This is a genomic window from Pseudomonas sp. Leaf127 (assembly GCF_001423155.1).
Classification (GTDB): domain Bacteria; phylum Pseudomonadota; class Gammaproteobacteria; order Pseudomonadales; family Pseudomonadaceae; genus Aquipseudomonas; species Aquipseudomonas ovata.
Window position 1 is genome coordinate 136,549 of record NZ_LMOA01000001.1, and the last position, 12,581, is coordinate 149,129.

Sequence of the window (12,581 nt, forward strand, 5' to 3'; positions counted from 1 at the left end):
CTGCCATGACCACTCGTATCCTGACCGGCATTACCACGACCGGTACTCCCCACCTGGGTAACTACGCCGGTGCCATTCGCCCGGCCGTGCTTGCCAGCCGCCAGCCCGGCGTCGACTCGTTCTATTTCCTGGCCGACTACCACGCCCTGATCAAATGCGATGACCCGCTGCGCATCCAGCGCTCGCGTCAGGAAATTGCAGCCACCTGGCTGGCGTCCGGCCTGGACGTGGAGCGAGTGACGTTCTATCGGCAGTCCGATATTCCGGAAATCCCCGAGCTGTGCTGGCTGCTGACCTGCGTCGCGGCCAAGGGCCTGCTCAATCGTGCGCACGCCTACAAGGCCTCGGTCGATCGCAACGTCGAAACCGGTGAAGACCCCGATGCCGGCATCAGCATGGGCCTGTACAGCTACCCTGTGCTGATGGCGGCCGACATCCTGATGTTCAACGCCAACAAGGTGCCGGTCGGTCGTGACCAGATCCAGCACGTGGAAATGGCCCGTGACATCGGCCAGCGCTTCAACCACCTGTTCGGCAATGGCAAGGAATTCTTCGCCATGCCCGAAGCGCTGATCGAAGAGAGCGTGGCCACGCTGCCGGGCCTGGATGGCCGCAAGATGTCCAAGAGCTACGACAACACCATCCCGCTGTTCAGCAGCAGCAAGGAACTCAAGGACGCCGTCTCGCGCATCGTCACTGACTCGCGTGCGCCCGGCGAGGCCAAAGACCCGGACAGCGCGCACCTGTTCACGCTTTACCAGGCCTTCGCCACGGCCGAGCAAAGTGCCGCACTGCGCGCCGAGCTGCTTGATGGCCTGGGTTGGGGCGAGGCCAAGGCGCGTCTGGTCAGCCTGCTCGACAGCGAGCTGGGCGAGGCTCGGGAAACCTACCACCGACTGATTGCACGCCCCGCCGACCTCGAAGACATCCTGCTTGCCGGCGCACAGAAGGCCCGGCGCATTGCCACCCCGTTCCTGGAAACCCTGCGTGAAGCGGTAGGCCTGCGCTCGTTCCGCAGCGTGGCGCAAAGCGCTGAAGGCACCGAAAGCGGCAAGAAGAAGGCCGCCAAGGCCGCTCGCTTTGTCAGTTTCCGTGACGAGGACGGCCGCTTCCGTTTCCGCCTGCTGGCCGCTGACGGTGAGCAATTGCTGTTGTCGCGTGCCTTTGCCGATGGCAAGGCGGCAGGCGCTGTCAGCAAGCAACTGCAACAGGGTGGCGAGCTGGACCTGCGCGCCCAGGACGACCGCTTCAGCCTGTGGCTCGACGGCGAATGCGTGGCCGACAGCCCGCTGTTCAGCGGCACCGATGCACGTGACAGCGCGATCGAGACCCTCAAACTGGCACTCGCTCCTGCACAGGACTGATTGCCATTCCCCGGGGCCGTCGCTACAGTGACGGCCCGTTTTTCAGCCCCGCCGATGACTATGACCACGCCCCTAGAACGATATCAAGCCGACCTGAAACGCCCGGACTTCTTTCATGATGCCGCTCAGGAAAACGCTGTGCGTCATTTGCAGCGTTTGTATGAAGACCTGATCGCCGCCCAGGACAGCAAGCCTGGCCTGTTCGGCAAGCTGTTCGGCAAGAAAGAACCGCAAGTGGTCAAGGGCCTGTATTTCTGGGGCGGAGTAGGGCGCGGCAAAACCTATCTGGTCGACACCTTCTTCGATGCGCTGCCGTTCAAGGAGAAAACGCGCACGCACTTTCACCGCTTCATGAAGCGGGTGCACGAAGAGATGAAGACGCTCAAGGGGGAGAAAAACCCGCTCACGATCATTGCCAGGCGGTTTTCCGACGAAGCGCGGGTGATCTGCTTCGACGAGTTCTTCGTCTCCGACATTACCGATGCCATGATCCTGGGCACGCTGATGGAAGAACTGTTCAAAAATGGCGTCTCGCTGGTGGCCACCTCGAACATCGTGCCTGACGGCCTGTACAAGGACGGCCTGCAGCGTGCGCGCTTCCTGCCGGCCATTGCCCTGATCAAGCAGCACACCGAAGTGGTCAACGTCGACAGCGGCGTCGACTATCGTCTGCGCCATCTGGAGCAGGCCGAGCTGTTCCACTTCCCGCTCAACGATGCCGCCCACGAAAGCCTGCGCGCCAGCTTCAAGGCGCTGACCCCCGATTGCGCCGAAACCGTCGAAAACGACGTGCTGATGATCGAGAACCGGGAAATTCGTGCGGTGCGCACCTGTGACGACGTGGCCTGGTTCAATTTCCGCGACCTGTGCGACGGTCCGCGCAGCCAGAACGACTATATCGAGCTGGGCAAGATCTTCCATGCCGTGTTGCTCAGCAATGTGGAGCAGATGAGCGTGACCACCGATGACATCGCCCGCCGGTTCATCAACATGGTTGACGAATTCTACGACCGCAACGTCAAGCTGATCATCTCTGCCGAGGTCGAGCTCAAGGACCTGTACACGGGGGGGCGCCTGAACTTCGAGTTCCAGCGCACCCTCAGCCGCCTGCTGGAAATGCAGTCGCACGAATTCCTGTCTCGTGCGCACAAGCCATAACCACGCGCAGATTGCTCGCAGGACCGGCTTTAGTCGGGAACGATAGCGCATCATTCCCGGCTAAAGCCGGCCCTGCGGTTTGCCTTAGGCGGCCTGCTGAAACTGTTGCCGGTACTGGTTAGGTGACAGTTCGGTGTGCTGGCGGAACAGACGGGCAAAGAAACTGGCGTCGTCGTAGCCGACTTCGTAGCTGATGGTCTTGATGCTCTTGCGCGTGGCCGACAGCAGCCCCTTGGCGGTCTCGATGCGCAGGCGCTGCAGGTAGTGCAGCGGCTTGTCACCGGTGGCGCTCTGGAAGCGGCGCATGAAGTTGCGGATGCTCATGCCGTGTTCGCGCGCCACGTCTTCAAAGCGGAACTTGTCGGCGAAGTGCTCTTCAAGCCAGTGCTGGATCTGCAGGATGGTCATGTCCTGATGCAGTTTCTGCCCGCCAAAGCCGATCCGGCCGGGCGAATAGTTGCGCCGCACCTCGTAAAGAATGTCGCGGGCCACGGCCTGGGCCACGTTTGCCCCGCAGAATCGCTCGATCAGGTAGATATACAGGTCGCACGCCGAGGTGCTGCCGCCGGCGCAGTACAGGTTGTCGGCATCGGTGATGTGCTTGTCCTGATTGAGATGCACCTTGGGAAAGCGTTCGGCGAACTCATTGAAGAAACGCCAGTAGGTGGTCGCTTCCTTGCCGTCGAGCAGGCCGGTGGCGGCCATCCAGAACACCCCGCTGGCTTCGGCGCACAAGACGGCGCCCCTGGCGTGCTGTTCGCGCAGCCAGGGCAGGATTTGCGGATAGCGCTGGCTCAGGGCGTCGAAATCGTCCCAGAAGGCCGGCAAGACGATGATATCGCTTGATTCCAGGCCGCCGTCGACCGGCAACATGACATCGCTGAAGCTGTTGACGGGCTGGCCGTCGGGGCTGACCAGCCGGATTTCGAAGGACGGCTTGATGCCGTGGCCCAGTTGCTTGCTGTAGCGCAGGCTGGCCAGGTGAAAGAAATCCTTGGCTTGCATCAGGGTCGAGGCGAATACCCGGTCGATAGCCAGGATGCTCACGCGCCGGAGCACGGCGGTTGATTGAGTTGGCATGATCTTTTGTTCTTATAAGGAATAGTGGTCAAACTGCGGCTGAATCGTCTTATGTTTTGCCGGTCCTGTCCAGCCTCGATCCCTGGTGTCGCGCCTGCGTATCCGGATGCTCTGGCAAGGCCGTACTGCATGAGAAATTCAGGTTGAGCTTATCGACGCAGTCTGTATAATTGCGCACCTCTTGGTGGCCGGCGTGATGCCCCGTCCATTGAAGATCCTGCCGTATACGGACGCGCTGACCCGAGCCCCCGATAGCGTCTGTTTCCGGCCGACTTTGGCGAGCCCTGTTGGCTTGTCAAGGAATGCACTGTTCAGTAAGCTCCGCCGTCTCATATTTTCAGGCGGCCCCTGAGGCTATAAAGAATGAAAACTTTTACTGCTAAACCGGAAACAGTTCAGCGCGACTGGTTCGTCGTCGATGCTGCTGGCCAGACCCTGGGTCGTCTGGCCACCGAAATCGCGAGCCGTCTGCGTGGCAAGCACAAGCCTGAGTACACCCCTCACGTTGACACCGGCGACTACATCGTCGTGATCAACGCCGAGCAAGTGCGTGTCACCGGTGCCAAAGCTTCCGACAAGATCTACTATTCTCACTCCGGTTTCCCGGGCGGGATCAAATCGATCACTTTCGAAAAGCTGATCGACAAGGCTCCTGAGCGTGTACTCGAGACCGCGGTCAAAGGCATGCTGCCGAAGAACCCGCTGGGTCGCGACATGTATCGTAAGCTGAAAGTCTATGCGGGCGCTGTTCACCCTCATACTGCTCAGCAGCCCCAAGAACTGAAGTTTTAACGGAATAGTTGATTATGTCGGCGACTCAAAATTACGGCACTGGCCGTCGCAAGACCGCAACCGCTCGCGTTTTCCTGCGTCCGGGTACTGGTAACATCTCGATCAACAACCGTTCGCTGGACGTGTTCTTCGGTCGTGAAACTGCCCGCATGGTAGTTCGTCAGCCGCTGGAGCTGACCGCCACCGTCGAGAAGTTCGACATCTACGTCACCGTTATCGGTGGCGGCGTAAGTGGCCAGGCTGGCGCAATCCGCCACGGCATCACTCGCGCTCTGATGCAGTACGACGAAACCCTGCGCCCTGCACTGCGCAAGGCCGGTTTCGTGACTCGCGATGCCCGTGAAGTTGAACGTAAGAAAGTCGGTCTGCGTAAAGCGCGTAAGCGTCCGCAGTACTCGAAGCGTTAATTCGCTTTCTGCGTTCCGAAAAAACGCCCGCTTCTTACGAAGCCGGGCGTTTTTTTATGCCTGTGATTTGTCGGCCAACTCAAAGGCTGCATGGCTGTAACCCTGTAGTTACAGCCATGCAGCCTTTTCGGCGCGTGTGGTCGTCTTGTAGATGGAAGGGGCTTTTTTTGCCGGCTCAGGCCTCGGCCAGCGACTAGATTATCAAGGGTCGGGCCTTTGCGTTTGCAGGTCTTGCACTGCACGGGAGAGGGTGCAATGAGCAATGACTCCATCCATCCGGATGCGCTCCATCACAATCAGCCTGGGCCAGATCCGCTCGACCCGGGCGCGATCAACCCGCAACGACGCCGCTTTCTGGTTGCCAGTACGTCAGTCGTCGCGGTGGCGGGGCTGGCAGGTGCTGCGGTGCCGTTCGTAGGGTCGTGGTTTCCCGGCGCCAGGGCCAGGGCAGCCGGCGCGCCGGTAAAGGTCAATATCGACAAGCTCGAACCAGGCCAGCAAATGGTGGCCGAGTGGCGCGGCCAGCCGGTCTTCATCCTGCGCCGCACGCCACAGGTGCTTGACGGCCTGAAGGCGCTTGCCGGCCAGTTGGCAGACCCCGAGTCCGCCGAGTCGGTGCAGCCTGACTATGTCGACCGTCTGACCCGCTCGATCAAGCCGCAGGTCCTGTTGCTGGTCGGCTTGTGCACGCATCTGGGCTGTTCGCCGACCTTTCGTCCCGAAGTGGCCCCGGCCGACCTTGGCAAGGACTGGCCGGGCGGCTATTTCTGTCCGTGTCATGGCTCGCGCTACGACCTGGCCGGACGGGTCTACAAGGCACAGCCCGCGCCGCTTAACCTGCCGGTGCCTCCTCATCACTATGAGTCCGAGACCGTCATTGTCATTGGCGTCGATCAGGAGGGTGCGTCATGAGTCGCTTCATGAAGTGGATCGATGCGCGGTTTCCGGTCACGCGGGTGTTCGAAGAGCACTTGAGCAAGTATTACGTCCCGAAAAATTTCAACATCCTGTACATCTTCGGCTCCCTGGCACTGGTGGTGCTGATCAACCAGTTGCTGACCGGCATCTGGCTGACGATGTATTACACGCCAACGGCCGAGGCGGCCTTTGCCTCGATCGAATACCTCATGCGCGATGTCGATTACGGCGCCATCCTGCGCCAGATGCACTCTACGGGGGCGTCGGCGTTTTTCATCGTGATCTACCTGCACATGTTTCGCGGGTTGCTCTACGGGTCGTACCAGGCGCCGCGCGAGCTGGTGTGGATCTTCGGCATGTTCATCTATCTTGCGTTGATGGCCGAGGCGTTCATGGGCTATCTGTTGCCGTGGGGGCAGATGTCCTACTGGGGTGCGCAGGTCATCACCTCCCTGTTCGGCGCCATCCCGGTGATCGGCGAAGGCCTGACCCAGTGGATTCGCGGTGACTACCTGGTGTCCGGGATCACGTTGAATCGCTTCTTTGCCTTGCATGTCATTGCGCTGCCGCTGGTGATCCTGGGGCTGGTAGTGCTGCACATCCTGGCGTTGCATGAGGTGGGCTCGAACAACCCTGACGGGATCGACATCAAGAAGTACAAGGACAAGAACGGCATTCCGCTCGATGGCATTCCCTTTCATCCTTACTACACCGTGAAGGATATCTTCGGTGTGGCGGTGTTTCTTTTTGTGTTCTGCCTTGTGGTGTTCTTTTTCCCGGAAATGGGCGGCTACTTCCTGGAAAAGCCCAATTTCGAGGTCGCCAATGCCTTCAAGACGCCCGAGCACATTGCGCCGGTGTGGTACTTCACGCCGTTCTACGCCATCTTGCGCGCCATCCCGGACAAGCTCATGGGGGTCATGGCGATGGGGGCGGCCATCGCCGTGCTGTTCGTATTGCCATGGCTGGACCGCAGCCCGGTGCGCTCCATGCGCTACAAGGGCTGGCTGAGCCGTGTGTGGCTGTTGGTGTTTTGCGTGTCTTTCGTCACCCTGGGGGTGCTGGGCATGGAGGTGCCGACGCCAGGACTCACCCTGTTGGCGCGGGTCTGCACGGTCCTGTATTTCGCGTACTTCATACTGATGCCGTTCTACACCCGGCTTGAGCACACCAAGCCGGTTCCTGAGAGGGTGACGGGCTGATGAGCAGGCTATGGGTGGTGTGGGTGCTGGTCCTGGTTCCGGTATTGTCTTTGGCGGCCGTGCCAGGCCCGCAGGCGCTGGCGCCGGTCAGGATCGATGTGTCCGACCAGGCAGCCCTGCAGGATGGCGCGCGTACCTTTGTCAATTACTGCATGGGCTGCCACAGCGCCCGGTACCAGCGCTACGAGCGGGTGGCCGATGACCTGGGGATTGCCCATGAAGTGATGCTCGACAAACTGGTCTTTACCGGCGCCCGGATTGGCGATCACATGAACAGCAGCATGCGCCCGGCCGATGCCAAGGCCTGGTTCGGCGTCGAGCCGCCGGACCTGACCCTGGTGGCGCGCGTGCGCGGGACGGACTGGCTGTACCATTACCTGCGTTCGTTCTATCAGGATCCGGCGCGACCGACAGGGGTCAACAACCTTGTATTGCCCAATGTCAGCATGCCCAATGTGCTGGAGCACCTGCAGGGGCGCCAGGTTCTGGATTGCAAGGTGGCGGATGCCGGCACGCCGCAACAGACCTCATCGCTTGAGGCCTGTAACCGCCTGGTCGTGGTGTCCGGCACCGGTCGTCTGAGCGCCGAGCAGTTCGACGACATGATCAGGCACCTGGTGACCTTTCTGGCTTACTCGGCCGAGCCGCTCAAGCTTGAGCATCGACGCATCGGGACCTGGGTCCTGTTGTACCTGGCGGTTTTCATCATCCTGGCCTGGCTGCTCAAGCGCGAATACTGGAAGGGTATACACTGAATGGTATGCCTGGACGGCCCAAGGGCGCGTGTCCTGCGGTGTTCATATGAAGTAATGATTGCAGCGTCGACAGTCGGCGGCGCAAGATTGCCAAATTCTTTGCTGTAAATAAGCTATCTTGTCGCCCGCGAAGCGATCAACAGCGCAGGCCTCCGAGGAGGTTTTTGCGTGTCTGTTCCATCCATTTTTACAAGCGAGGAGGATCACCATGGGCGTGACCAACCGGTTGGCCTGTTATTCCGACCCCGCCGACCACTATTGTCATCGTGTACGCATCGTGCTCGCCGAGAAAGGTGTCACGGCCGAGATCATCGACGTTGTGGCCGGCCGGGTGCCGTCGCAACTGGCCGAGGTCAATCCCTATGGCACCTTGCCGACCCTGGTCGACCGGGATCTGGCGCTGTATGAGCCTGGTGTGGTGATGGAGTACCTGGAAGAGCGTTACCCGCATCCGCCGTTGATGCCGGTGTATCCGGTGGCCAAGGCCAACACGCGTCTGCTGATGCACCGTATCCAGCGTGACTGGTGCGCACTGGTGGATCTGATTCTGGATCCGCGAAGCAAGGAGAGTGCGCGTGTGCAGGCTCGCAAGGAACTGCGCGAGAGTCTGACCGGGGTGTCGCCGCTGTTCGCGGAGAAACCTTTTTTCCTCAGTGACGAGCAAAGTCTCGTTGATTGCTGTCTATTGCCCATACTCTGGCGTTTGCCGGTGTTAGGCATCGAATTGCCTCGGCCTGCCAAGCCGTTGCTCGACTATATGGAGCGCCAGTTCGTACGTGAGGCATTTCAGGCAAGCCTGTCTGCTGCCGAACGTGAAATGCGCTAAGGCTTAAGGAGCCGTTGATGAACTCCAGTCGCCCTTATCTGATTCGTGCTCTTTATGAGTGGATTGTGGATAACGATTGCACCCCGCATGTGCTGGTCAATGCGGAATACCCCTCCGTGCAGGTCCCCCAGGGATTTGCCAATGATGGCCAGATTGTCCTGAACGTTTCACCCACTGCCGTGCGTCATCTGCATATGGATAACGAGGCGGTCAGTTTCGAAGGCCGCTTTGGCGGTGTGCCGCATACGTTGTACGTCCCGGCTGGCGCGATACTGGGCATTTATGCCCGGGAGAATGGCCAGGGGATGGTCTTTGATCTGGAGCCGTCCCTGGACGAGCACGATGTCGACGAGATCGACATGGAAGACGATGCACCACCGCCGGACAACGAGCCACCGCGCCCAAGCGGCAGGCCCAGTCTGAAAGTGGTGAAATAAAAAAAGGCGATCCAGTGGATCGCCTTTTTATTACGGGTGTCTTGATCAGTCGATGTATTCGAACAGCCTGACGATCTTCTGTACGCCCGATACGCCTTGTACCAGATTGGTCGCCCGGTTGGCTTCGTCCTGGGTCACCAGGCCCAGCAGGTAGACAATGCCGTTCTCGGTCACCACCTTGATGCGTGAGCCAGGAATCGAATTGTCGGTGAGCATCTGCGACTTGATCTTGGTGGTCAGCCAGGCATCGTTATTGCGAGCCAGCAGGGAGGACGGCGGCAGGATCTGCAGCTCGTTATTGACCTTCTTGACCCGTTGCACGGAAGCCGCAGCCTGTTCGGCAATGGTCTTGAGTTCGGCGCGCGGGGTCTGGCCAGCCAGCAGCACAATGCCGTTATAGCTGGTCACCACGACATGCGAGCCCTCGGCCAGGTCAGGGTGTGCCTTGGAGATGTTCACCGCGGCCTTGGTTTCGATCAGCGAGTCATCGATCTTGCTGCCGATGGTGCGCGTACCGCGATCATCTTCGATCGGGTTGTCGCGGGTGGCGGTCAGTACCGAGCTGCAACCGCCCAGGCCAAGGCACAGGGCCAGCAAGGCCAGACTGATTCGATTAGGGGTCATTCTTCACTCCCGAACAATTGGCTGTCGATCAGATCGCAAAGGCAATGGATCGCCAGCAGGTGGACTTCTTGAATGCGAGCCGTGACTTTGGCCGGTACGCGGATTTCCACATCTTCGGGCAGCAGCAGCGAAGCGACATCGCCACCGTCGTGCCCGGTCAATGCTACGACAACCATTTCGCGATCATGTGCGGCCTGGATGGCTTGAATAATGTTCGCCGAGTTGCCGCTGGTGGAAATGGCCAGCAGCACATCCCCTGGTTGGCCAAGGGCGCGGATCTGCTTGGAGAACACTTCGTTGAAGCTGTAGTCGTTGGCGATCGAGGTGATGGTCGAGCTGTCGGTGGTCAGTGCGATGGCCGGCAGGCTGGGCCGTTCACGCTCGAAGCGGTTGAGCAGCTCCGATGAAAAATGCTGGGCGTCGCCTGCCGAGCCGCCGTTGCCGCACGACAGCATCTTGCCCTCGTTGAGCAGGGCGTTGACCATGACCTGGCTGGCCAGCTCGATGTGGGGTGCCAGGACGTCCATCGCCTGTTGCTTGGTGTCGATGCTGGCCTGGAAGAGCCGGCGAATACGCGATTGCATGTCCATCTAGAGTGACCTTGGTTAGAGCATAAGGCGGCTGTTGATGCCGCTGTCGCAGGCGCCCGGCAATGCCTTTGTGCGCTCTGTGTGGCAGGGCGTGCAGGCCAGGTTGTCGGGGGCGCGGGATATTCGAGGGTGGTGTCGGCCTGTTCAACTGTCGAAAGCGTTCCTGAGCCAGTTCAGCGGGGCTGCCTGGTCGGATTCACCCTCGATCGCCAGTACATCGAAGCGGCAGGGGTGCTCGGCCCAGTGCGGCGCCTGTTGCAGGAACAGCTGCGCCGCCATGACGAGCTTTTCCTGCTTGCGTGCATCAACGCTTTGCAGTGCGCCGCCCCAGCCTTTGTGACGCCGGTAACGAACTTCGACGAATACTACTGTATCGCCGTCGAGCATGACCAGATCAAGCTCGCCGCGACGGCATGACCAGTTCGTCTCGATCAGGGTCAGGCCTTGTTGCAGCAGGTACCGCAGGGCCCAGGCTTCCGCCTCGCGCCCCGCAGGGTTGTTGCCTGATTTCAAGGCGCGGTGTCCGGCAGGCGCTGGACCTGGCCATTGACGAACTCCGCCCAAGGCAACTGGCGCTCGATGCGGCGATTGGGGTTCAGGCTCAGGCTGCCGGAAAGGCCTTCCAGGCGGCTGTCAGGCAGGGCCTTGAGCTGGCCCAGGCGTGGAGCCAGGCGATAGGCATCGACACCCATGGCATACAGGCGCCCCAGGCTACCGGAAGCTTGTGGCCACTGGGCGACGACCTGCTGGCGCAATGGGTCGTTGGCGTTGAGCAGCCAGGGCGTGTCGCAGAAGCGCACGCCATTGAGGTCGTTGTACTGGGCCTGGTCGTTGCTGTTGGTGAACAGCTGCGAGGTGGCGTAGACCGGTACGTCGCCGGCGTACTGGAAGACCATGGTCGGCTTGATCTGCTGGGCCTGTTGCGGGGTGGCGACCAGGAACATGAAGTCGATTTCCTGGCTGCGCGACGGCTGTGCGGCCACCTGGGCGCCGGTGGTGCTCTGCAGGCGCTGGGCGCGGCCTTCGCTGGAGCGCAACTTGAACATGTCGGCGATCTGGCGGGCCAGGTCGACCGGCTGGTCGATGCGTTCTACGGCCAGCAAGGTGCCGCCCTTGGCGCGCCAGCTGTTATTGAAGGCGGCCAGGACACGGTCGCCCCATTCGCCCTTGGGCACCATGGCCACGGCGGTGCGTTTGCCGTCTGCCCAGGCGCGGCGAGCCACTTCGCGGGCTTCGTCCTCGGCGGCCAGGCCGAACTGGAACAATTCCTGCGGGCCGGAGGTGGCGCTGTCGCTGTAGTTGAGCGCCAGGGTGGTGATCGGCAGGGTCGGACGGGTGCTGAGCTGCTTGACCAGGTCCTTTTCCAGCGGGCCGACAACCAGCTGGACGCCGGCCGCCTGGGCCTGGCGATAGAACTCGTCCATCGAGGTCAGGCGCGAACTGTCGAAGACCTGAATGGCAGGCGGGTTCTGGCCGGCCTGCTGGGCCTGGTAGTGCGCCGCCAGGAAGCCTTCGCGCAGCGCCTTGGCAACATTGGCCAGTTGACCTTCCTGAGGCAGCAGCAGGGCGATGCGGGTCAGCGGTTCGCTGGTCAGTGAGCGCAATTGTGCCAGCGCTGCCGGCAGTTGCTGGGCGCCAGGGTGCTGAGGGTTCTGGGCTTTCCAGGCGTCGATGGCGGCCTGTTGCTGCTCCAGGGTGCCGGCGCCCTTGAGTGCGCGGGCCAGATTCAGCCAGGCGCCGAAATCATCGTTAGTGGTCGCTTGCAATTGCTCGACCGGCAAGGTGGACAGCATCTTCCAGATGGCGTCGTTGTTGGCGACAAGGTCGTTGCCTTGCAGCAGGGGGCCTGCAAATACGCGCTCGCGCACCGCCGGCAGGATCTGGCCGTCCAGCTCCAGGGCCCGGGCATGAACGGTGTGGGTACGCACTTGTTGCTCGACCGACAGTTCGCCCAAGCGCTGCAGGCTCGGGTGGGTCAAGGCGGCAAGGGCGGCCTTGGGCTGGTTGCGACCCAGGGCCAGCTCTGCCGACAGCGTGCTGGCAAACACCTGCAGGCCTGGTGGCAGTTGGTCGAGCTTGACCTGTTCGAGCAGCTGCGCTGCGCGGCCCGGGTTGCCCTGGCGGTTGGCCAGATCAGCGGCACTCAGGCGCAGGGTAGAGGCTTTTTCGGGGGTGTTGGCCGCCGCCGCCTGTTCCAGCAACTGTTCGATGCTGGCATCGGGAGTGCGAGGCAGCTCTCCGAGGCTGGAGGTGGGTGAGCCGGTGGTACAGGCGGCCAGTAAGGCGACGAGACCGAGGGCAGAGAACAGCCGCAGACAAGCGATCATGGATGTGTTCCTGATACTCAAGCAAATTAACGGGCAATTGTACCCAAGCACTGGCCAGGGTGCGACTTTGAAGGCGTGCAAGGGTCTGACGGGGATGGCGC

The 12,581-nt window shown here is 61.1% G+C and carries 14 protein-coding genes; 9 read left to right on the forward strand and 5 right to left on the reverse strand.

All coding sequences use genetic code 11. The features are described 5' to 3' along the window. Positions 1-5 precede the first annotated feature (5 nt). Positions 6-1,364, forward strand: a complete 1,359-nt coding sequence (locus tag ASF84_RS00610) for a tryptophan--tRNA ligase (protein ID WP_056834187.1) — start codon at positions 6-8, stop codon at positions 1,362-1,364. A 60-nt stretch (positions 1,365-1,424) separates the two neighbouring features. Continuing rightward, positions 1,425-2,522 carry a cell division protein ZapE gene (zapE, locus tag ASF84_RS00615; RefSeq protein WP_056834189.1) on the forward strand — a complete coding sequence of 366 codons (1,098 nt, stop codon included), beginning with the start codon at positions 1,425-1,427 and terminating at the stop codon, positions 2,520-2,522. Positions 2,523-2,606: 84 nt separating this feature from the next. Here the strand turns inward: zapE and ASF84_RS00620 are convergent, their stop codons facing one another. After that, on the reverse strand, positions 2,607-3,503 hold the full coding sequence (locus tag ASF84_RS00620; protein WP_162241241.1) for a GlxA family transcriptional regulator: 897 nt from the start codon (positions 3,501-3,503) through the stop codon (positions 2,607-2,609). Between the two features lie 462 nt (positions 3,504-3,965). Between ASF84_RS00620 and rplM the strand changes: the two genes are divergently transcribed. From rplM to ASF84_RS00655, 7 genes are all read left to right on the forward strand, one after another. Then, on the forward strand, positions 3,966-4,394 hold the full coding sequence (gene rplM, locus ASF84_RS00625; RefSeq protein WP_056834193.1) for a 50S ribosomal protein L13: 429 nt from the start codon (positions 3,966-3,968) through the stop codon (positions 4,392-4,394). Between the two features lie 14 nt (positions 4,395-4,408). After that, a complete protein-coding gene (rpsI, locus tag ASF84_RS00630; RefSeq protein ID WP_056834195.1) occupies positions 4,409-4,801 on the forward strand; it encodes a 30S ribosomal protein S9 in 393 nt (130 codons plus the stop codon). 255 nt (positions 4,802-5,056) lie between these two features. Then, the gene (gene petA / locus ASF84_RS00635; protein ID WP_082481219.1) at positions 5,057-5,713 is read left to right on the forward strand and encodes a ubiquinol-cytochrome c reductase iron-sulfur subunit; all 657 of its coding nucleotides are present in this window, start codon (positions 5,057-5,059) and stop codon (positions 5,711-5,713) included. Continuing rightward, the gene (locus tag ASF84_RS00640; protein ID WP_056834197.1) at positions 5,710-6,921 is read left to right on the forward strand and encodes a cytochrome b; all 1,212 of its coding nucleotides are present in this window, start codon (positions 5,710-5,712) and stop codon (positions 6,919-6,921) included. Before petA ends, ASF84_RS00640 begins: the two co-directional genes overlap by 4 nt. Beyond that, positions 6,921-7,676, forward strand: coding sequence for a cytochrome c1 (locus ASF84_RS00645; RefSeq protein WP_056834198.1), 756 nt, complete (start codon positions 6,921-6,923; stop codon positions 7,674-7,676). The genes ASF84_RS00640 and ASF84_RS00645 overlap by 1 nt, the downstream gene beginning before the upstream one ends. Before the next feature lie 208 nt (positions 7,677-7,884). Beyond that, on the forward strand, positions 7,885-8,502 hold the full coding sequence (locus ASF84_RS00650) for a glutathione S-transferase N-terminal domain-containing protein (RefSeq protein WP_056834200.1): 618 nt from the start codon (positions 7,885-7,887) through the stop codon (positions 8,500-8,502). Positions 8,503-8,519: 17 nt separating this feature from the next. Beyond that, positions 8,520-8,939 (forward strand): ClpXP protease specificity-enhancing factor, encoded by a 420-nt coding sequence (locus ASF84_RS00655; RefSeq protein WP_056834202.1) that lies wholly within the window; start codon positions 8,520-8,522, stop codon positions 8,937-8,939. A 45-nt stretch (positions 8,940-8,984) separates the two neighbouring features. Here the strand turns inward: ASF84_RS00655 and ASF84_RS00660 are convergent, their stop codons facing one another. From ASF84_RS00660 to ASF84_RS00675, 4 genes are all read right to left on the reverse strand, one after another. Further along, positions 8,985-9,563, reverse strand: coding sequence for a BON domain-containing protein (locus ASF84_RS00660; protein WP_056834204.1), 579 nt, complete (start codon positions 9,561-9,563; stop codon positions 8,985-8,987). Then, positions 9,560-10,153: a phosphoheptose isomerase gene (locus ASF84_RS00665; RefSeq protein WP_056834206.1), complete on the reverse strand. Its 594-nt coding sequence runs from the start codon at positions 10,151-10,153 to the stop codon at positions 9,560-9,562. Before ASF84_RS00665 ends, ASF84_RS00660 begins: the two co-directional genes overlap by 4 nt. 144 nt (positions 10,154-10,297) lie before the next feature. Further along, positions 10,298-10,666 carry a YraN family protein gene (locus ASF84_RS00670; RefSeq protein WP_056834208.1) on the reverse strand — a complete coding sequence of 123 codons (369 nt, stop codon included), beginning with the start codon at positions 10,664-10,666 and terminating at the stop codon, positions 10,298-10,300. Continuing rightward, the gene (locus ASF84_RS00675) at positions 10,663-12,480 is read right to left on the reverse strand and encodes a penicillin-binding protein activator (protein ID WP_056834211.1); all 1,818 of its coding nucleotides are present in this window, start codon (positions 12,478-12,480) and stop codon (positions 10,663-10,665) included. The genes ASF84_RS00670 and ASF84_RS00675 overlap by 4 nt, the downstream gene beginning before the upstream one ends. Positions 12,481-12,581: the final 101 nt, after the last annotated feature.